This is a genomic window from Amorphoplanes friuliensis DSM 7358, from assembly GCF_000494755.1.
Lineage (GTDB): Bacteria > Actinomycetota > Actinomycetes > Mycobacteriales > Micromonosporaceae > Actinoplanes > Actinoplanes friuliensis.
Window position 1 is genome coordinate 3,772,785 of the sequence record NC_022657.1, and the last position, 19,206, is coordinate 3,791,990.

19 protein-coding genes and 1 pseudogene are annotated in these 19,206 nt (G+C 70.6%); 13 read left to right on the forward strand and 7 right to left on the reverse strand.

Annotated elements, in window-relative coordinates:
• Positions 1–69 precede the first annotated feature (69 nt).
• The 3 genes from AFR_RS17595 to AFR_RS17605 are packed head-to-tail and all read left to right on the forward strand — an operon-like array spanning position 70 to position 1,483.
• The gene (locus tag AFR_RS17595; protein WP_023362012.1) at positions 70–726 is read left to right on the forward strand and encodes a DJ-1/PfpI family protein; all 657 of its coding nucleotides are present in this window, start codon (positions 70–72) and stop codon (positions 724–726) included.
• 4 nt (positions 727–730) lie between these two features.
• The gene (locus AFR_RS17600) at positions 731–1,045 is read left to right on the forward strand and encodes a hypothetical protein (RefSeq protein WP_023362014.1); all 315 of its coding nucleotides are present in this window, start codon (positions 731–733) and stop codon (positions 1,043–1,045) included.
• Between the two features lie 39 nt (positions 1,046–1,084).
• Complete coding sequence (locus tag AFR_RS17605) at positions 1,085–1,483, forward strand: ATP-binding protein (RefSeq protein ID WP_023362016.1); 399 nt, start codon at positions 1,085–1,087, stop codon at positions 1,481–1,483.
• Here the strand turns inward: AFR_RS17605 and AFR_RS17610 are convergent.
• Positions 1,480–1,803 carry an STAS domain-containing protein gene (locus AFR_RS17610; RefSeq protein WP_202964004.1) on the reverse strand — a complete coding sequence of 108 codons (324 nt, stop codon included), beginning with the start codon at positions 1,801–1,803 and terminating at the stop codon, positions 1,480–1,482. The genes AFR_RS17605 and AFR_RS17610 overlap by 4 nt on opposite strands.
• 142 nt (positions 1,804–1,945) lie before the next feature.
• Here AFR_RS17610 and AFR_RS17615 point away from each other — a divergent pair.
• Positions 1,946–3,091, forward strand: a pseudogene (locus AFR_RS17615) (aminotransferase class V-fold PLP-dependent enzyme); the annotation flags it as partial.
• A gap of 389 nt (positions 3,092–3,480) precedes the next feature.
• Here AFR_RS17615 and AFR_RS45135 read toward each other — a convergent pair.
• A complete protein-coding gene (locus AFR_RS45135) occupies positions 3,481–4,497 on the reverse strand; it encodes an AraC family transcriptional regulator (protein WP_023362022.1) in 1,017 nt (338 codons plus the stop codon).
• Between the two features lie 83 nt (positions 4,498–4,580).
• On the opposite strand from AFR_RS45135, the gene AFR_RS17625 reads away from it, so the two are divergent.
• Positions 4,581–5,459 carry an SDR family NAD(P)-dependent oxidoreductase gene (locus AFR_RS17625; protein ID WP_023362024.1) on the forward strand — a complete coding sequence of 293 codons (879 nt, stop codon included), beginning with the start codon at positions 4,581–4,583 and terminating at the stop codon, positions 5,457–5,459.
• Here AFR_RS17625 and AFR_RS17630 read toward each other — a convergent pair.
• Positions 5,454–5,867 carry a DUF4345 family protein gene (locus tag AFR_RS17630; protein ID WP_041840938.1) on the reverse strand — a complete coding sequence of 138 codons (414 nt, stop codon included), beginning with the start codon at positions 5,865–5,867 and terminating at the stop codon, positions 5,454–5,456. The genes AFR_RS17625 and AFR_RS17630 overlap by 6 nt on opposite strands.
• Before the next feature lie 100 nt (positions 5,868–5,967).
• Between AFR_RS17630 and AFR_RS17635 the strand changes: the two genes are divergently transcribed.
• The 3 genes from AFR_RS17635 to AFR_RS17645 all read left to right on the forward strand — a co-directional run bounded on the left by AFR_RS17635 (position 5,968) and on the right by AFR_RS17645 (position 8,137).
• Entirely contained in the window at positions 5,968–6,933 is a 966-nt protein-coding gene (locus AFR_RS17635; protein WP_041840939.1) for a DNA topoisomerase IB, read from the forward strand.
• Positions 6,930–7,379 carry a hypothetical protein gene (locus AFR_RS17640; RefSeq protein ID WP_023362030.1) on the forward strand — a complete coding sequence of 150 codons (450 nt, stop codon included), beginning with the start codon at positions 6,930–6,932 and terminating at the stop codon, positions 7,377–7,379. The genes AFR_RS17635 and AFR_RS17640 overlap by 4 nt, the downstream gene beginning before the upstream one ends.
• Before the next feature lie 83 nt (positions 7,380–7,462).
• Positions 7,463–8,137 carry a DUF6766 family protein gene (locus AFR_RS17645; RefSeq protein WP_023362032.1) on the forward strand — a complete coding sequence of 225 codons (675 nt, stop codon included), beginning with the start codon at positions 7,463–7,465 and terminating at the stop codon, positions 8,135–8,137.
• On the opposite strand, the gene AFR_RS17650 is transcribed toward AFR_RS17645, so the two are convergent.
• Positions 8,138–8,743 (reverse strand): flavodoxin family protein, encoded by a 606-nt coding sequence (locus AFR_RS17650; protein ID WP_023362034.1) that lies wholly within the window; start codon positions 8,741–8,743, stop codon positions 8,138–8,140. It abuts the gene before it with no gap.
• A gap of 164 nt (positions 8,744–8,907) precedes the next feature.
• Between AFR_RS17650 and AFR_RS17655 the strand changes: the two genes are divergently transcribed.
• Positions 8,908–9,711, forward strand: coding sequence for a SigB/SigF/SigG family RNA polymerase sigma factor (locus AFR_RS17655; RefSeq protein WP_041840940.1), 804 nt, complete (start codon positions 8,908–8,910; stop codon positions 9,709–9,711).
• A gap of 78 nt (positions 9,712–9,789) precedes the next feature.
• Here AFR_RS17655 and AFR_RS17660 read toward each other — a convergent pair whose 3' ends face one another.
• Positions 9,790–11,700 carry a pectate lyase-like domain-containing protein gene (locus AFR_RS17660; protein ID WP_023362038.1) on the reverse strand — a complete coding sequence of 637 codons (1,911 nt, stop codon included), beginning with the start codon at positions 11,698–11,700 and terminating at the stop codon, positions 9,790–9,792.
• 249 nt (positions 11,701–11,949) lie between these two features.
• On the opposite strand from AFR_RS17660, the gene AFR_RS17665 reads away from it, so the two are divergent.
• Positions 11,950–12,960, forward strand: coding sequence for a LacI family DNA-binding transcriptional regulator (locus AFR_RS17665; RefSeq protein ID WP_023362040.1), 1,011 nt, complete (start codon positions 11,950–11,952; stop codon positions 12,958–12,960).
• Between the two features lie 127 nt (positions 12,961–13,087).
• Here the strand turns inward: AFR_RS17665 and AFR_RS17670 are convergent, their stop codons facing one another.
• Positions 13,088–14,452 (reverse strand): serine/threonine-protein kinase, encoded by a 1,365-nt coding sequence (locus tag AFR_RS17670; protein ID WP_158510552.1) that lies wholly within the window; start codon positions 14,450–14,452, stop codon positions 13,088–13,090.
• Positions 14,453–14,507: 55 nt separating this feature from the next.
• Between AFR_RS17670 and AFR_RS17675 the strand changes: the two genes are divergently transcribed.
• The 3 genes from AFR_RS17675 to AFR_RS17685 all read left to right on the forward strand — a co-directional run bounded on the left by AFR_RS17675 (position 14,508) and on the right by AFR_RS17685 (position 17,495).
• Entirely contained in the window at positions 14,508–15,269 is a 762-nt protein-coding gene (locus tag AFR_RS17675; RefSeq protein ID WP_023362044.1) for a sulfite exporter TauE/SafE family protein, read from the forward strand.
• A gap of 121 nt (positions 15,270–15,390) precedes the next feature.
• Positions 15,391–15,930: an RICIN domain-containing protein gene (locus AFR_RS17680; protein WP_023362046.1), complete on the forward strand. Its 540-nt coding sequence runs from the start codon at positions 15,391–15,393 to the stop codon at positions 15,928–15,930.
• A complete protein-coding gene (locus AFR_RS17685; protein WP_148307990.1) occupies positions 15,927–17,495 on the forward strand; it encodes an SGNH/GDSL hydrolase family protein in 1,569 nt (522 codons plus the stop codon). The genes AFR_RS17680 and AFR_RS17685 overlap by 4 nt, the downstream gene beginning before the upstream one ends.
• A gap of 48 nt (positions 17,496–17,543) precedes the next feature.
• On the opposite strand, the gene AFR_RS17690 is transcribed toward AFR_RS17685, so the two are convergent.
• Positions 17,544–19,148, reverse strand: a complete 1,605-nt coding sequence (locus AFR_RS17690) for an alpha/beta hydrolase (RefSeq protein ID WP_023362049.1) — start codon at positions 19,146–19,148, stop codon at positions 17,544–17,546.
• Positions 19,149–19,206 lie beyond the last annotated feature (58 nt).

Below are 19,206 nucleotides of genomic sequence, written 5' to 3' on the forward strand. Positions count from 1 at the left end.
GCAAGAAACAATCGGCGGCTGGCATTCTTGCCACTGGTGACCCCGGCGGCCCCTGACGACCATGGACGCATGGATACGCAGATCGTTCTGTACGACGGGTTCGACCCGCTGGACGTCGTCGCCCCGTACGAGGTGCTCACGGCCGGCAGTGACGCGGCCGGTGGCGGACCGCGGGTCGAGCTCGTCTCCGCGGAGGGGGCGCGCGACGTGGTGAGCGGCAACCGCGGCCTGACGCTGCGGGCGACCTCAGTTCTGGACCCGGACCGCCCCGGGTTCGTCGTGGTGCCGGGCGTCTGCGGGCCGGTCGCCGGTGACCCCGACGCCGGGGTCGCGACGATCCCGGTCCTGCTGGCCCGTTTCGGCACGACCGCCGCCGTGCCGCTGATGCGGCGGGCCCTGGACAACCCCGAGGTCACCGTGGCGACGGTCTGCGGCGGCTCCCTCGCCCTGGCCATGGCCGGCCTCCTCGAGGGCCGGTACGCGGTGACCCACGCCCAGGGCATGGACATGCTGGAGGCCACCGGCGTGAACGCCGTGCCCGCGCGGGTGGTCGACGACGGCGACCTGATCAGCGGAGGCGGTGTCACCTCCGGCCTGGATCTGGCCTTCCACCTGCTCGACCACGCCTACGGACCGCGGATCGCCCACGCGGTCGAGCTCCTCTTCCAGTACGACCGGCGGGGCACGGTGTGGGCGAACACCGGCCGCACCCCGGTCGAGGTCTGAGCCCGTGGACACCGTCGCGGGAACCTGGGACCTGAGCGTGCGGACGCCGATCGGCACCCTCGCCGCCGTCTATGTCTTCACCGAGAGTGAAGGCGTGGTCAGCGGCACCGCAACCGGCAGCGGCGAGACGGTCGTTCTGACCGACATCGGCCTCACGGACACCGCCGACGGCCTGCGGGTGACCTGGAGACAGGCCGTGACCAGGCCTTTGCGGTTGAATCTGGACTTCGAGGTGATCGTGCGGGGCGCCGGGCTGACCGGATTTTCCCGGGCCGGACGCCTGCCCCGGAGCAAAGTAACCGGGGCGAGACAAACATGAAGGGTTTCCACATGATCCCGCGGGGCATTGAGCGAAGCCATGAGTCTCCTGCGTTCCGCCGGACCGCCCGCCCGGGCGGTCGAATTGCAGCGATGGCTCCTGTCCAGCGGTGACGAACTGCGCTCGATGCGGTCCGGGCTGCACCTCCTGGTCGGCACCGGCGACCTGGGTGAGCGGATCGTTCTGGTGGCGACCGAACTGGCCAGCAACGCCATCCGTCACGGCCGCCTGCCGGCCGACGTCCGCCTGCTGCGCGGCGACGGGGAATTCATCCTCGACGTCGCCGACAGTGACCTGACGGGGGTGCCGCTCCTCGCGAACGCCCACCACGCGGACAGCGGCGGCCGGGGCCTGCAGATCGCCCGCACCCTGGCCGGCGAGTTGTGCTGGTACGCCACCGACACCGACAAGCACGTCTGGGCGTCCTTCCCGATCTAGGGCGCGATCAGGACCTCGGCCAGGCCGGTGATGTCGAGGACCTGCCGGACCATCCCGTGGGCGTTGGCCACGGTGAAGGATCGTCCCTCCTGGACGGCGGCGTCAAAACCGGCGATCAGCGCGGCCAGGCCGTGCGAGTCGAGGAACTTGGTGTGCTCGAGGTCGACGACGACGCGGTCCACGCCCGGCGTGCGGGCCGAGGCGACCAGGGACTCGGACAACTCGGTCGCGACGCTCATGTCGAAGTCGCCCGCCAGTCGCACCCGCAGGACGCCCGCGGGGGACACGTCGGAGTCGATTTCGTAGATGGGTGTGCTCACAACGTGCATGTCTAGCACGGGGGTCCGACAACGCAGGGCACGATCCGATCACGCCCCCCGGGTCCTGGGAACGCTCCCAGGCCTGCTGTCCCGACGGCCGAGCCGCAAACGGGCGTCCCGGCGGTAACGTCTGGCCATGACGATGCTCGAACGGATCCGCCGGGGGCTGATCGGGGCCGGGGAGGTGCTCGACGGGCCCTACGGCGCCCGCCGCATCACCTACGCCGACTACACCGCGTCGGGGCAGGCGCTCGACTTCGTCGAGGACTTCATCCGGGCCCAGGTGCTCACCCGCTATGCGAACACCCACACCGAGGCGTCGACGACCGGGCTGCAGACCGGGGCGCTGCGGGAGGAGGCGCGGGGGATCATCCACCGCAGCGTCGGTGGCGGCCCCGGCGACGTGGTGCTCTTCTGCGGGTCGGGCGCCACCTCGGCGATCAACAAGCTGGTCGCCGCCCTCGGCCTGCGTCTGCCCGAGACCCTGGACGACCGGTACGACCTGGGCGCGCACATCCCGGCCGGTGAGCGGCCCGTGGTGTTCGTCGGGCCCTACGAGCACCACTCCAACGAGCTGCCGTGGCGGGAGTCGATCGCCGACGTGGTGGTCATCGCGGCCGGGCCGGACAGCCACGTCGACCTGGACGACCTGCGGGAACAGCTCACCGCGTACGCGGACCGGCCCGTGCGGATCGGGGCGTTCTCGGCCGCGTCGAACGTCACCGGGCTGCTCACCGACACCGATGCCGTGTCGCGGGTGCTGCACGAGCACCACGCGCTGGCCGTGTGGGACTACGCGGCCGCGGGCCCGTACGTGGAGATCCGGATGCGGGAGTCGGCGCCCGGGCGTGGCGACCACCAGGACGCGATCTTCCTGTCGCCGCACAAGTTCGTCGGCGGGCCGCAGACGCCCGGCGTGCTTGTCGTGAACAAGACACTGCTGACCAACCGCGTCCCGACCGTTCCCGGTGGCGGGACGGTCGCCTTCGTCGATCCGGGCTCGCACCGATATCTGGACGATCCGGTCGCGCGCGAGGAGGGCGGCACCCCGGCGGTGGTCGAGTCGATCCGGGCGGGACTCGTCTTCGCGGTCAAGGACGCCGTCGGCACGGAGACCATCGCCGTCCGTGAACGGCAGTTGTGGTCGGGGCTGCTGGCCCGCTGGGCCGGCGAGGAGCGCATCGAGGTGCTCGGTGATCTCGAGGTCGACCGGCTCTCGATCGTGTCGTTCCAGGTCCGCTCGGGTGCACGCCATCTGCACCACAACTTCGTCGTCGCGCTGCTCAACGACCTGTTCGGCATCCAGGCCCGCGGCGGATGCTCCTGCGCCGGGCCGTACGGCCACCGGCTGCTCGGCATCGACGACGCGCACTCGCGGGAGTTCCAGGCCGAGATCGTGCAGGGGTGGGAGGGCATCAAACCGGGCTGGGCCCGGATCAACCTCAACTGGTTCATCTCCGACACCGTCGCCGCCTACCTCGCGGACGCCGTCGCGCTGATCGCCCGGTACGGGCACCGGCTGCTGGCCGACTACCGCTTCGACCCGCGGACGGGACTGTGGCGGCACGCGGGCGGGGCACGTCTGCCCGTACGCCTGAGTGATCTGCACTTAGGTCCCGACGGTGTGGTCACGATGCCGGGACCGCGCCCGACGCTCGGTGAGGAGGTGCTCACCGGTTACCTGGACGAAGCGCGCTCGATCATGGCGGATCGACCGGAACCCGCCGACGGCGCCGGGCTCGACCTGCCGGACTCCTTCGAGAAGCTGCGCTGGTTCCTGCTGCCCGCCGAGTGCCTGGAGCGGTAGGCCGCCGGTGAATCGCCCAGCACCCGCTTGAAGGCCACGCTCAGCGCGCTCTCCGAGCCGTACCCGATGTCGCGGGCGATGACCGCGATCGGGTCGGTGCCGCGGCGCAGCCGGTCGGCGGCCAGCTCGAGCCGCCACCCGGTGAGATAGTCCAGCGGGCCGCGGCCGACGAGCGCCCGGAACCGCGCGGCCAGGGTCGAGCGCGACACCGCGGCCTCCCGGGCCAGACCGGCCACCGTCCACGGGTACGCCGGACGGGCGTGCACCGCCCGCAGCGCCGCGGCGACCACGGGATCGCCCAGGCCCGCGAGCCAGCCGGACACCGGCGCCGGTGTGGTGCTCAGCCGCAGCCGCAGGATCTCGATCAGCATGACGACGGCCAGGTGCTCGGCAAGAAGTCCCGAGGCGGGCCGCCCCTCGCGCAGTTCGGCGTCGATCCGGCCGATCGCCCACCTCAGGGTGCCGGCCTCCCGGGTGCCGGCCGGCACATGGACGACCGGTGGCAGCGCGTCGAGCAGCAGGTCCCGGGCCCGCGCCCCGAAGTCGAAACCGCCGCCGAGCAGGGCCACCTCGTCGCCGGTCCCGGCGCGGGCCGGGCCGCCGGCGGCCGCCGCGAAGATCAGGCCGGCCGGCACCGGGAACGCCTCCGGGTCGCCGGCGAGCACAAAGCCGCGTGGCCGGGTCAGCAGGAAGCAGTCACCCTCGGCGAGGGGGATCGTGCCGGGCACACCGTCGACCGTCAGCAGGCAGCTGCCGCGGCTCACGGCGTTGAACTTGACCCCGGCCGGTGGCTCGAACCGGACCGCCCAGCTGCCCCCGGCGACCAGGCCGGCCGAGAGGTAGGCCGCCGGATCGAGCAGCGTCAGCACGTCCTGCAGCGGGTCCATGGCGATCCCTGTCTGGACGATGGCTAACAAATCGTGGACCGCCAACGATACACAGTCCAGAACTGGCGACTTACCGTTCGGATATGACTCAGACATCACCCTTCACCGCCCGGACCACCGCCCAGGAGATCCTGGCCGGTGCCGACCTCACCGGCCGGCGGATCCTGGTCACCGGGGGCGGTTCCGGTCTCGGGGCCGAGACGGTACGCGTGCTCGCCGCCGCCGGTGCGGACGTGACCCTCGGCGTCCGCGACCCGGCCACGGCGAAGTCCCTGGGGGTGCCGCCGCTCGACCTGGCGGACCTGGACTCCGTCGCCGCGTTCGCCCGCTGGTGGCGAGGTCCGCTGCACGCGCTCGTCGCCAACGCCGGTGTCATGGCCGTCCCCGAGCGCAGGCTCACCGCCCAGGGCTGGGAGCTCCAGCTCGCCACCAACCACCTCGGCCACTTCGCGCTGGCCACCGCCCTGCACGACAACCTGCGCGAGGCCGGCGCGGCGCGGCTCGTGGTGGTCAGCTCCGGCGCCCACCGCGACGTGCCGTTCGACTTTGCCGACCCGCAGTTCGCGCGGCGGCCGTACGACCGGTGGGTCGCGTACGGGCAGTCGAAAACCGCGGACGTGCTGCTGGCCGTGGGCGCGGCGCGGCGGTGGGCGGCCGACGGCATCACCGCCAACGCCGTCAACCCGGGCTGGATCATGACCGGGCTGCAGCGGCACGTCGACGACACGACGATGAAGGCCATGGGGGCGATGGACGAGCACGGCGTGATCATCGAGCAGCCGTATTCGAAGAACCTGGCCGAGGGCGCCTCGACCTCCGTCCTGCTGGCCGGCTCACCGCTGGTCGCGGGGGTCACCGGTCAGTACTTCGAGGACAACCACATCGGTGGCGGTGCCGCTCACGCCCTCGACCCGGAAGCGGCCGACCGCCTGTGGGAGCTGGCGGCGGCAGCCGTCTCATGAGGGGGCGGGTTCACGGTCGGGCAGGAGCAGCAGGACGGACAGGACGAGGACGCCGCCCAGCGCCACCATGTTCCCGACCCGGTCGATCACCGGGAAGGCCTGCAGGTGCAGGGCGTGCCAGAGGAAGTGCTCGGCGTTGAACACCAGCCAGGCGCCGCCGGTCACCCGCACGGCGGCCACGGTCGGCCGGCGCCAGGTCCACACGCTGAGCACCAGCAGAGCCAGGTAGAGGCCGCCGACGTCACGGATCAGGTGCTCGTTGTACGGGCCGAGGGTGGAGACCCAGTTGCGCCCGGGGGAGGGGAAGTCGCTGTAGAACGACTCCGGGAACGCGGCGGCCCAGATGCCGACCACGGCGGCGGAGACGGCCAGCAGGGCCACGACAAGACGCTTGAAACGAAGGCTCATGCCGGCAGGACGCGGCAGCAGTGGCGAACGTGACACTTCGTTTACCGGTCGGGGCGCGGGGCATCCCCACGATCCGTTCCGGCGGTGAGGGAGGTACGCGGTGCGACTGCGGCGTAGTGACTTGACCGGACCGGGCCTGAGCCGGCGGCGTTCCGGGAAAGGCTTTCGCTATCTGGGTCCGGACGGACAGGCCGTCAAGGACGCCGGGACCCTCGACCGGATCAAGGCGCTGGTCATCCCACCGGCCTGGGAAGAAGTCTGGATCAGCCCCGACCCGCAGGGTCACATCCAGGCCACCGGCAAGGACGCCGCCGGGCGCAAGCAGTACCTCTACCACCGGGTCTGGCGCAGCACCCAGGACGAGGCGAAGTTCGATCATGCCCTGGAGGTCGCCGGGCACCTGCCCGAGCTGCGGTCCCGGCTCTGCACCGACCTCAGCGGCCGGGGCCTGACCCGCGCACGGGTGCTGGCCGCCGTCGTCCGCCTCCTCGACATGGGCATGTTCCGGGTCGGCAGCGACCAGTACGCCCGCCGCGACGAGGACCCCTCGTACGGTCTGTCGACGCTGCTGCCCGAGCACGTCCGGGTCCGCGGCGGCTGTGTGGTGCTGGAGTTCACCGGTAAGGCGGGTGTCGAACACGCCAACCCGGTCGAGGACGGGGAGGTCTGCCAGGTGCTGCGCGACCTCAAGCGCCGCCGTCGCGGGGAGCAGCGGCTGTTCGCGTACTGGGACGGCTCGGGGCGGAGGTGGCGGGAGATCCGCGCCGACGACATCAACGACTACCTGCGGGAGGCCACCGGCGAGGAGATGACCGCCAAGGACTTCCGCACCTGGCACGGCACGCTGCGGGCCGCCGAGGAGCTCGCCGCGGCCGGCCCGCAGGAGACGAAGACCGGCCGCAAGAAGGTCGTGACGCACGCCGTCAAGGAGGTCGCCGGGCTGCTCGGCAACACACCCGCGGTCGCCCGCGCGTCGTACATCGACCCTCGCCTGATCGAGAAGTACGAGGACGGCGAGGTCACGGGTGCCTCCGAGGAGGAGGTCCTCGACCTGCTCACGGAGTGATCACGCATGAAATCGGCTTCACCGGGGAAGTCAGCCCCGTGCACAAGTGGCGAGTTCTGACCCTTCTGCTGGTTTCGGCCGGTCTGTCCGTGGCGGGTTGTGGCGCCGGCGGCGACCGTGAGAGCGCGGCGGACGCCGTGGCCGTCAGGCTGCTCACCGCCGTCGGCGCGCGTGACGGCGTCACCGCCTGCTCGGCTCTCGCTCCGGAGACCGCGTCCGAGGTTTCCCGCAACGCCGGCAAACCGTGCCCCGAGGCCGTTCTCGAGGAGGATCTCCCAGCGCCGGGCCAGGTCACCGGCACCGACGTGTACGGCCAGTGGGCCCAGGTGCGGCTCAGCGACGACACGGTCTTCCTCGCGGTGTTCCCCGACGGCTGGAAGGTCGTCGCCGCCGGCTGCACCTCGCGGGGCGAGCGGCCGTACCTCTGCGCTGTGCAGGGGAGCTGACCGATGCGAGCTCTTTTTGTCCTGCTGCTCGTGGTGGTCACGATCGGCCTGATCTACGTCGTCGCTCTGGGGCTGATGCACCGATGAAGCGCTTCGTCCGGGACAACTCCCTCGGCCTCGTCTTCGGCGTGCTGTTCCTGCTCGTGCTGGTCGGGCAGGCCCTCGCCGGTCACGCGCACTTCAACCAGGAGCAGCTCACCGAGGGACTGCCCCCGGTGTCGCTCGCCCGCTACGTCACCTCGGCCAGTTTCGGTACGGACGTCGCGGAGAACTGGCAGTCCGAGTACCTGCAGTTCTTCCTCTACATCTTCCTCACGGTCTGGCTGCTGCAGCGGGGTTCCCCGGAGTCCAAGGCGCTCGACGAGCCGGGCCTGGAGTCGGACCGGGAGCAGAAGGTCGGTGCTTTCGCCGACGACGACTCCCCGGCCTGGGCGCGGGCGCGGGGCTGGCGCCTGCACCTGTTCTCCAACTCGCTGGGCCTGGTCATGGGCGCGATCTTCCTGGCCTCGTGGTTCGCCCAGTCGGTGTCCGGGGTCGCGGCGTTCAACGAGGACCAGCTCGGCAACCTGCAGGACCCGGTCTCCTGGGGTGAGTACCTGATGGAGCCCGACTTCTGGGACCGGACCCTGCAGAACTGGCAGTCCGAGCTGCTGGCCGTCGCGTCGATGGCGATCCTCGCGATCTACCTGCGGCAGCGCGGCTCACCGCAGTCGAAACCGGTCGGCGCCCCGCACTCCGCCACCGGCATCGACGGCTGATCAGCTCGCCGGGTAAGGGCTCTTCGCAAGCAGGTGGGCCAGGTGCGCGGCGTTGGCGGCGAGGGTCTTGGTCGCGGAGCCGGTGGTGTCGGGCTTGGGCCCGGCGTCCTGGTAGTCGACCGAACCCATCGCCTCGCCGACCCAGTAGGTGCCGGAGTTGGCGGCGATGGTGAAGCCGGTGTCGTTGAGGCCCTGGAGGACCTCGGCGACGACGTGGTGAGCGCCGTCCTCGTTGCCGACGACGGCGACGGCGGCGACCTTGCCGAAGGTGAGCAGGCGTCCCTCGTCGTCGGTCTCGGACAGCTCGGCGTCCAGGCGCTCCAGGACCATCTTGCAGACGCTGGACGGCTGACCCATCCAGATCGGCGTGGCGATCACCAGGAGCTGCGCGGCGAGGATCTTGGCGCGGATCTCCGGCCAGCCGTCTCCGTCGCCCTCGTCGATCGAGACGCCGAACTTGACGTTCCGGTCGACGACGCGGATCACCTCACCGGTCACGTCGTGATCGGCCAGGGCGGTCAGGACCTCGCGGCCGAGCAGTTCGGAGCTCGACGGCGCGGGGGAGGGCTTGAGGGAACAACCGAGAACCAAGGCTTGCAGTGTCATATGGCGAGGCATACCCGCCGTGATCACGGGTACACCTACAGGGCATTCCTCCGGCTTGTAGCGGAACGACACGAAAGGGTACTCATACTTTCGGTTGTTTGTGTCTCATCCGCATGGGCTACAGTTAGTTGCGGCGGGGCAACAATCGACACAGGGAGTTTTGCATGACCACAACTACCGCTCGGCGGACAGCGGCGGAGAGCAACCCGTTGACCAGCGCTCGTACCGCTGACAACGCCGGGGAACTTCTCGCCGCGATGGCGGCCCTGCCGGTGGATCACCCGTCGCGCCCCGCCGTGCGCGAACGTGCGATCGAGGCGTGGCTGCCGCTGGCCCGCCACCTGGCCAACCGCTACTCCGGTCGCGGCGAGCCCAACGACGACCTGCTCCAGACCGCAGTCGTCGGTCTGATCAAGGCGGTCGACAAGTTCGACCCGGACTACGGCACCGACTTCGCGGGGTACGCGATCCCGACCGTCATCGGCGAGATCAAGCGGCACTTCCGCGACCGCACGTGGGCCATCCGGGTGCCGCGCCGCCTCCAGGAGCTCCGCCTGGCCATCACGGCCGCGAACAGCACGCTCACCCACACCCTGGGCCGGTCGCCGACGGTCCCGGACATCGCCGCGCACCTCGACATCACCGAGGAAGAGGTCCTGGAGGGCCTCGAGGGCGCACGGGCCTACAACGCCACCTCCCTGTCGACCCCGGTCGGCAGCGAGGGCAGCAGTGAGCTCGGCGAGACCCTCGGCGGCGAGGACCACGGCTACGAACTGGCCGAGGCCCGCATCGCCCTCGGGCCTGCGATGGCGTCGCTGGACGAGCGGGAGCAGAGGATCCTCACGCTGCGCTTCTACGGCAACCTCACGCAGACCGAGATCGCGGAGCAGATCGGCATCTCCCAGATGCACGTCTCCCGCCTGATCAGCCGCGCCCTGGTCAAGCTGCGCGGCCAGCTGGACGGCTGATCACCGCCCGTACCTCCCGGAAGACACAAGAAGCGGCCCCCCGGCTCGGGGGACCGCTTCTTCGTGCGTGATGCGGTGTTACGGAACTGCCGGGTAGTCCACGACGTAGACCGGCGCACCGGTGTTGCTGTTGTCCGCCGGGCCGCCCACGCCGTTGACGACGTGGTCGATGGTGCCGGCGCTGAGGTTGACCGTCATGATGTGGTGGAGCTTCACACCCGGGCGGTTCGGGACCTCGAAGCCGTTCTCGGTGTGGATCTCCGGGTTGTTCTGGTTGAAGACGTAGACACCCGCGCCGTACAGCGTGTGGTTGCGGACCTTGTTACCGACCTTGTAGCCGGCCCAGCCCTGCGTGCCGTTGTCGTTCATCCAGTCCGCCTGCGTCGGCGGGTCGTACGGGAGCTCGTTCTGGTAGAGCACCGTCGTGCCGTTGTTGCCGTTCCAGATGGTGTTGTACTCCTGGAAGTGCTCGACGAACAGGCCCGTCGCGGTCACGTTGTCACCGTTGATCACGGCGCCGTTGCGACCGATGTTGGTACGCCACCGCTCGTTGTCACCGTTCACGCCACCGGTGAAGCCCTCGACGCCGTGGTCCGCGCGCCACACCCAGGTGTGGTCGATGAGCACGTTGTCGCTGTTGACCTCGAGCGCCACGTCGGTCTTGCCGATGTGCGGCCCGCCGACCCGGAAGTAGACGTCGGACAGCGTCGTCGGGTTGCTCGCCGAGCTGATGCCGAGGCCGTTCTTGTTGCCGACCTGCAGCAGCGTCTTCGACTCCTTGGTGCCGGCGTCGATGGTCACACCCGCGATCACCACGCCGGGCACGTCCGCCACCTTCAGCGGGGTCGAGCCCTTGACGGCGGTCAGGGTCGCGTGACCGATGCCGAGCACCACCTGGTTGGGGCGCCAGACGTTGATGCTGCTGGCGATGTCGTAGACACCGGGGGTCAGCAGCAGGTTCTTGCCCAGCGCCAGGTTGGCGTTGATGAGCCAGACCGGGTCCGACGGCTTCGCGACGAAGAAGTCGCTCAGCGGCAGCGTACGACCCGGGGTGAGACCGTTCGCGAACGACGTGCCGGACGAGTTCTTCTGCGCGGAGGGTACGCGGACGTTGTACTTGCCCTTGGCGTCGACGAACAGGTACGGCTTCTCCCGGCTGACCGGGGTCTTGTCCAGCGTCGTGTACGGCGGGGTCGGGAAGCCGGCCTCGGCCGGTGCACCCTCGACGCCGGAGAACACCTGGTTCCACACGCCGTTGGACCAGCTGGTGACCTTGCTGTTCCGGGTCAGCCACTGCTGCTGCGAGCCGCTGACCACGTCGGGCATGTTCGAGTCGGCGATGAAGCCACCGCTCGCGTACTGCGGGCCCGCGGTGCAGTAGTCCATCAGCGACAGGTTGCCGCCGCTGATGTCGAGCCGGCGCAGCGACACGGCCTGCGACACGGCCCAGAAGTTCGCCGAGGCGCGGCAGCCGTCCTGACCCGCCCCGTTGACCTTGATCGACAGGTTGGAGAGCGTCCGCCAGAAGTTGACGAGCGCCAGGCAGTTGCTGGTGCCACCGTCGGCGAGGCAGCGGTTGTAGACCTCCACCTTGCCGTTGATGACAACGTCGCTGGGGGAGGCGCCGAGACCGGAGATCTCGGTGTAGTAGCCCACCTTGATCTGCAGCGGCTGCTCGGCCGTGCCGTAGGTGCCGGGCTTGAACAGGAACGCGTAGCGCTCGGTGCCCATCTCGTTGTCGACCTGCCGCGCGTTCGTGGCGTCGAGCGTCGCCTGGATCTGGCTGACCGGCATGCTCGGGTCGAAGACGGTGACGTTGGCCCCGAGGTTCGCCCCGGACGTCGTTCCCGGACGCGGGGCGGCCTCGGCGGCGGTCGAGGTGACCGTGCCGATGGTCGTGACCGCGAGAACAACAGCAAGGGTGCGGGCGAGGTGCCGGCGATATGTCCGGGGCCCGGCGAGACGTCCGCCGGTGGGGCGTGTCGTCATGCGGTGAGGTCCTTTCCGTAACAGGGTTGCAATGAACCAGGTCACAGGAAGCGATAGACGAAGCCGCATGTCAAGCGGAGATTCGGTGCCCGGGGGCGGCAATCACCCCTTGATCAGGACAACTCGCCTGAGTTCCGGAACCGGTTACGTACGAACGGGCCATACGGCGAGGGCGCGCGCACCCTGCGCCGACCTCGCGTAGCGCGACGGGGATAGGTTGTTCCTCAGCGCAGCGGACGGAGGACAGCGATGACGGCGGAGCGGACCCGGGCCACCGGACGCCCGACGCTCGACCAGGTCGCGCTCCGGGCCGGTGTCGGGCGCGGGACGGTCTCCCGCGTGGTGAACGGCTCGGCGCAGGTCAGTCCCGGTGCCCGCGCGGCGGTCGAGGACGCGATCGCCGAGCTCGGCTACGTCCCGAACAGGGCCGCGCGCACGCTCGTGACACAGCGGACCGACTCGATCGCGCTGGTCATCTTCGAGTCGGGGGAGCGGTTCTTCGCCGAACCGTTCTTCGGCCGGATCGTGCAGTCCATCTCGTCCGGCCTCGTCGACCGCGGCCTCCAGATGGTCCTGATGATCTCGCAGTCGCCGCAGGAGCGCGAACGCCTCGAGGGCTACCTGACCCGCCAGCACGTCGACGGCGCGCTGCTGCTCTCGCTGCACGGCAACGACAACCTGATGGCCACCCTCGAGCAGCGCGGTGTCGCCACGGTCCGGGCCGGGCGTCCCACCCACGCCGACGCGGGCACCTTCGTCGACGCCGACAATCGTGGCGGCGCCCGCGAGGCCACCGGTTATCTCGCCCAGCTGGGCCGCCGCCGGATCGCGACCATCACCGGCCCGCTCGACATGGCCGCGGGCATCGCCCGCCTGGACGGATACCGCGACGTCGTCGGCGAGGGCATCGTCGCGAACGGCGACTTCAGCGAGGAGAGCGGCGCGGCGGCCATGCAGTGGCTCCTCGACCGGCACCCCGGCGTCGACGCGGTCTTCGCCGCCTCCGACATGATGGCGGCGGGCGCCCTGCGGGTGATGCGCCAGCGCGGGCTCTCCGCGCCCCGGGACATCGCGGTGGTCGGCTTCGACAACTCCGTGATCGCCCGGCACACCGACCCGCCGCTGAGCAGCGTGCACCAGCCGATCGAGGAGATGGGCCAGGAGATGGTCCGTCTCCTGCTCGCCAAGATCGACCACGAGGACGCCGGCGAGGGCGGGCTGGTCCTGAGCACCCGGCTGGTCCTCCGCGGCTCGGCCTGACCTACCGTCGCCGGGCCCCGCGGTTCGCGCTCTGGGCCGCGTGCTCTGGGCCGCGCGCTTCGGGCCGCGCGCTTCGGGCCGCGCTTCGGGCTGCGCGCTTCCCGCGAGAGCGAGGACGTGAGCGGGTTCAGCCCGTGGCGCGTTCGGCAGCGCGGGACAGGTCGGCGAGGCGGGCCGAGAGCAGATCGGCGCGGGCTTCGTCGACGCTGCCCTCGTCGGTGCGTTCCTGGACCTTGCGCTGGAGCTCCTCCACCCTGACGCTGACGTCCGCCGCTTCGGCCCGGCCCAGCGGTTGCAGCAGGTTGAGCAGATCCTGCGCCACGTCCGGGCGGATCTGACCGCTCTCCCTGCCGGTCCGGACCGTCGCGCGTACCCGATCGATCGCATCGTCCACCCGCAGCGGCGCCGCGGCGGTGGGGGTGGGGGTGGGGGTGGCTCTTGCGGTGGGCGGGGCCGCCGGCCGGGTGCTCGCGGGCGCGGACCTGGGCGTGACGCCCGAGGGCGCGGCCGACGGTGCGGCTGACGGCGCCGTGGACGGTGCCGCGTCGATGCTCTGCCGGGACGAGCCCAGCGCGGCGAAGAGGGCGATCAGCGAGACCACCAGCGCGGCCAGCCCCGAGAAGAGCGCGACCCGCCGCTTCTTCCTCGGCGCAGGCGGCGCAGCGGGCGGGGTGAGGGCGGCCAGCTCACGACTGACGTGGGCCGCGGTCGGCCGCCGGTCCGGCTCCTCGCGCAGGCACAGCTCGACGAGCTCCCGGAAGGCGACCGGCAGCTCCGCCGGCAGGGACCGCGGCGGTGCGGTCCGGGCCGCGTCGAGCTCCTCCCAGGTGTCCACCGGGTACGGCGGATCCCCCGTGACCATCTCGTAGAGCAGCACACCCAGGCCGTACACGTCGGTGGCGGGTTCGGCGGGCTTGCCGTCGAGCCGTTCCGGGGCGACGTAGGCGGGGGTTCCGAAGGTCACGCCGGTCTCGTCGTCGTCGGGTTCACCGGTGGCGGCGCTGATGCCGAAGTCCAGGATCTTCACGCCCGTCGGCGTCAGCATCACGTTGCCCGGCTTGATGTCGCGGTGCACGACACCGTTGGCGTGGGCGGCGGTGAGGGCGTCCGCGACCGCGATGCCGATCCCCGCGGACTCCTGCCAGGACAGTGGTGAGCGGTCGAGCCGGGCGGCCAGCGACTCACCGGCCAGCAGTTCCATCACGACGAACGGCGCCATGAACCCTTCGGGCCGCATCGCCGCGTTGTAGTCGTGCACGGCCGCGATGTTGGGGTGCGACAGCCGGGCCGCCATCCTGGCCTCTTTCCAGGCCAGGTGCAGGACGTCCGCGCGTGCCGGGTCGAGCCCGGAGGGCAGTTTGAGGGCGACGGGCCGGTCGAGCAGCTCGTCGTCGGCGTGCCAGATCTGCGCCATCCCGCCCGTTTCCAGGCGCGAGACCAGCCGGTAGCGGGATGCCATGAGGGTGCCTGCCGGTGGCCAGTCATCGCTCATCTCGGAACACTCGCCCAGCCGCGCACCGGTGTCAACCGGAGCATAGGGTCGCGGGGTGCTCGAGTTGTTCGCGATCTTCGCCGCGGGGTTCTGGGCCGGCATGATCAACGTGGTCGTGGGCTCCGGCACGCTGGTGACTTTCCCGACGCTCCTGCTGTTCGGCTATCCGCCGCTGGTCGCCAACGTGTCGAACAACATCGGCCTGGTCGGTGGCGGCATCACCGGCACCTGGGGTTACCGCTCGGAGCTGGCCGGCCAGGGCGCACGGCTGCGGCTGTTGCTGCCGGCCTCGGCCGCCGGAGGCATCACCGGTGCGCTGCTGCTCCTGGTCCTGCCCGTGGGCGCCTTCCGGGCGATCGTGCCGGTCCTGATCACGATCGGCCTGGTCATGGTCGTCGCCGGCCCGGCGATGCAGCGCCGCGCCGCCCGCCGCCGTGCGACCGGGGAGTCACCGGCCCGCCGGGTGGCCATCGTCGCCGGTGTGTTCCTGCTGGGCATCTACGGCGGCTACTTCGGCGCGGCCCAGGGTGTGCTGATCGTCGGTCTGCTCAGCGTGCTGACCACGCAGTCGATCCAGTCCATCACCGGCCTGAAGAACCTGCTGACCACGGCCGTGAACGCCCTCGCCGCGATCACCTTCATGATCGTGTCGTGGGACTCGGTCGACTGGCGGGTGGTCGCGCTGATCGCCGCGGGCGCGACGCTGGGCGGACTGGCAGGGGCACGTTTCGGTCGCCGGCTGTCGCCCTTCCTGCTGCGCGGCTTGATCATCCTCATCGGCCTGATCGCGCTCGCCCGCCTGCTGTTCTTCAGCTGACGGCGACTCTTCAGCTGACGGCGGCCGACATCAGCTGAACGTGAGCGGCGATTTGCCCTATTTAGACCGGTTATTTGGATAGCGTGCGACCCGACCGTTATCCCTTCCGGAAGGTACCGCCATGTCTGTCCGCCGCCGTTTCCTGTCCGCCGCGGTGACCGCCCTGCTCACCGCCGGCCTGCTGGCACCCGGCGCCGCCGCCGAGGCCGCCCCGCCCGGCCCGACCGACTTCCTCTCCGGGTTCCTGCTGATCAACACCAACAGCAGGAAGTGCCTGACGGTCGACGACGGTTCCAGCCTCGCCGTGCAGCGGCCCTGCCGCGACCAGCGGTCCCAGATGTGGCGGATGCGGCTCGCCACCTGGACCGGTCTCTTCCAGATCCAGAACCTGCGCAGCGGCCGTTGCCTCACCATCGCGGCCGGCGGCAAGGACAACAACAACCGTGCCGTCCAGGCGCCCTGCGACGACGCGCAGTCCCGCCGCTGGCGGCTGCTCGACGCCCCGGGGGACACGTTCCTCATGCGCAACGCGAACAGCGGCCGCTGCCTGACGATCGCGGGCGGCGAGGTCGGCACCGGCGTCCCGGCGGTGCAGAACGACTGTGACGGTCACCGGTCGCGCCGCTGGTCGGGCGAGCTCATCGGCGGTAACCGCCCGTGAGATCGGTGCGCTGCGCGGTGGCCGCCCTCGTGGTGGTCGCCCTGACGCTGGCCGGAGGACCACCCGCGCACGCCGACAACACCGCGGCGATGACTTTCCCGGCGGACGGCCGGCTGTCGATCGAGCTGATCGTGGCGGCCGGCAGTTACGAGCCGGACTTCCTGTCGTTCGTCGCCAACGATTACGACGACACCCCGTTGTGTTCCGGCTCCTGCGGGAGCGGCGTGTGGGAATCGCCGTCCGAGCCGGCCGGGACACCCTTCGACATCGCCCTCGGCGAGCTCGACGGTTCCTTCCAGCTGTCGGACGACCGGTACGCCCTGCAGCGGGACGGAACGACGGTGTGGACCTTCACGCGCCGCGCCGACAAGAGGAACTTCGCGTACACGGTCAGGCTCACGTTCCTGCCCGGCACCGGTCCGGGTCCCGGCAGCGGTGAACCCGCGCCGGCCAACCGGCCGCCGGTGTTCACCGAGGCGCCGCAGCAGGTCGACGGTGTCTTTCCGCAGCCGGGCAGCTTCCGGGTCGCGGCGCAGGACCCCGACGGCGGTCCGGTCACCGTGACCTGGTCGCAGTTGCCCCTGCAGCCGGTCAAGGTCGATTGTGTACGCTCGGCCGACGGCTCGGTGGCGACCTGCTCCACGACCGCGAGGTCGGGGCTGGACCACGCCGGCGAGATCACCTTCACCGCGACCGATGCGCCCGGCGCCCGGGCCACGACGAAGGTCCTGGTCCGCCCGGCGAACTACGTGGCGCTCGGCGACTCGTTCTCCTCCGGCGAGGGTGCACCGCCGTTCGATGCGGGCACCGACACCAAGGCCGACAAGTGCCACCGCAGCAAGTTCGCGTGGGCACGCTATCTCGACATCGAGGCGCCGCTGGCCCTGAGCGGGCACTTCGCCTGCTCGGGTGCGCTGGCGACGAACGTCGTCCGGGACAGCTTCAAGACCGAGCGGCCGCAGACCGCGCAGTTGCGGAGTGTCGCGAACGTCCCGGAACTCGTCACCGTCTCGGTCGGCGGCAACGACGTCGGGTTCGGGGACATCATCCTCACCTGTTACCTGACGGGACTGGCCACCCGCGGCCGGGAGGTCGGCGCCGGGCCCTGCATCAACCGGGTCCGCCGAGCGAAGCAGGACATCGACCGGCTGCTTCCGGCGCGTCTGCCGGACGTCTACCGCAGCATCGGCGCGCAGCTCACCGCCGGTGGTCGTGCCGGTCGGGTCCTGGTCGTCGGTTATCCCAACATCATGGCGACCGGTACGGCGTTCAAGGCGCACTGTCTCTGGCTGTCGGGCGGCGCGCGCGAGGCTCTGGTCGGGCTGGGCACCTACCTGGACACCCGCATCGCGCAGATCGTGGCCACGACCCGTACGAGCGGGGTCCCGGTCAGCTACGTCTCCACGCTGAACGTCCTGGCGGGGCACGAGCTGTGCACCGGTGATGCCTACGTCGAGGCGATCGTGCCCAACGGCGGGAAGACGCAGCTCTCCGGTCACCCGACCGCGGCCGGGCAGCAGAGGATGCGTGGCCGCGTGGATGCGGCCATCGCCGCGATGCGCTGACGGAACAGCGCGGGAGGGGACGGCAGCCGTCCCCTCCCGCGTGGTGCACTACCGCTGGACCGAGGTCCCCTGCAGCAACCGGGCGGCGCCACCGCCGGTGGCTGTTGCGCTCTTCGCCGCCGCAGCCGTCGGGTCGGGCTGGGGGAGAGGGTCGCACTGCTTGTCGGAGCGGTTGCCCCGGACGCGGTTCGGCAGCGAGCCGTCGGCCAGGTACGCCGCGATCGTGTCGTCCACACACGCGATGCCGTTGAGCGAGCCGGCGTGGGTGGTGCCGCCGACACCCTCGACGAGGACCGAGCGCGGGTAGAGCTTGCGCACCTGGAGACTGCCGGAGTACGGCGTCGCCGCGTCCTTCGTCTCGCTGATGAGCAGGATCGGCGGGGTCTTCTTGCCGCTGATCCGCACGGGCTTGCCCACGTCACCCTTCCAGTACAGGCAGGGGGCATTGAACCAGGCGTTGCCCCAGGTCAGGAACGGCGCCTTGGCGTAGGTACGCCAGTTGTCGCGGCGCCACTTGTCCCAGCTCTGCGGCCACTTGACGTCGGTGCACTGGGTGGCGAGGTACATCGCGTAGCCGTTGTCGGTGCCGGGGCCCTGCGGGTAGCCGCCGTCGTAGAGCGCCTTCACCGGGGCGTAGTCGCTGTTGTTCACCAGTGCCGCGAACGCGTCGGCGATGTCGGTCCACTCGAAGACGTAGTACGCCGCCGAGGTGAACACGTCGGCCCACTCGTCGGGGCCGATGACGCCGCCCGCGGGTGCCTTCCGGAGCTTCTCCAGGGTCGCGTAGTACTTCTTCTCGACCGCCTTGCCGGTCGTGCCCAGGTGGTAGACCGAGTCGTACCTGGCGATCCAGTTCCAGTACACCTTGGAGTTGGCGTCGAAGGCGGTGTCCTGGGCCAGGTTGGCGTCGTACCAGACGCCGCGGGGGTCCACGTTGCCGTCCAGCACCATCCGGCGTACCCGGTCGGGGTGCAGGGTGCTGTAGACCTGGCCCAGGTAGGTGCCGTAGGAGAAGCCGTAGAAGTTGATCTGCTTGGCGCCCAGGGCCTTGCGGATGCTCTCCATGTCGGCCACCGTGTCGGTGGTCTTGACGTGGTCCAGCAGCGCGCCGCCGGCCTTCGCGCACTCCTGCGCGTACGTCTTGGAGCGGTTGAGCCAGGTCTTCTCCAGCGACCGGGTCACCGGAACGTAGTACGGCCGGTTGTACGCCGTGGTCAGCTCGCCGTCGCAGGTCAGGGACGGTTCGCTGGAGCCGACACCGCGGGGGTCCCAGCCGATCCAGTCGTAGTCGCTGCCGACGTCGTCCGGGACGTACTCGCCGAGCACCGACAGCGTCAGGCCCGAGCCGCCGGGACCGCCGGGGTTCGTCAGCATGACGCCCTGGTAGTCGGCGGCCGACGACTTGTGCACGATCCGCGACACGGCCAGCTTGATCTTGGTGCCGCCCGGACGGCTGTAGTCCAGCGGCACCGTGAGCAGGCCGCACTGCGCGTTGCGGGACTGGAGCCCGGGGCTCTCGCACTGTCCCCACGAGATCGGCGCCGGCGTGAAGCCGGACTCGCCGCGAGCCGGTGCGGCCTGCACCGGCGCCGCTGCCACCGCGCCGCCGGCGGTGAGGCCGGCGACGACGAGGGCGGCCAGGAGTCTTCTCATGTCCTGCCTTTCGGTTCGTGACCGGGCCGCCGCTTCTTGGTCCCCACCTGCGGCAGAC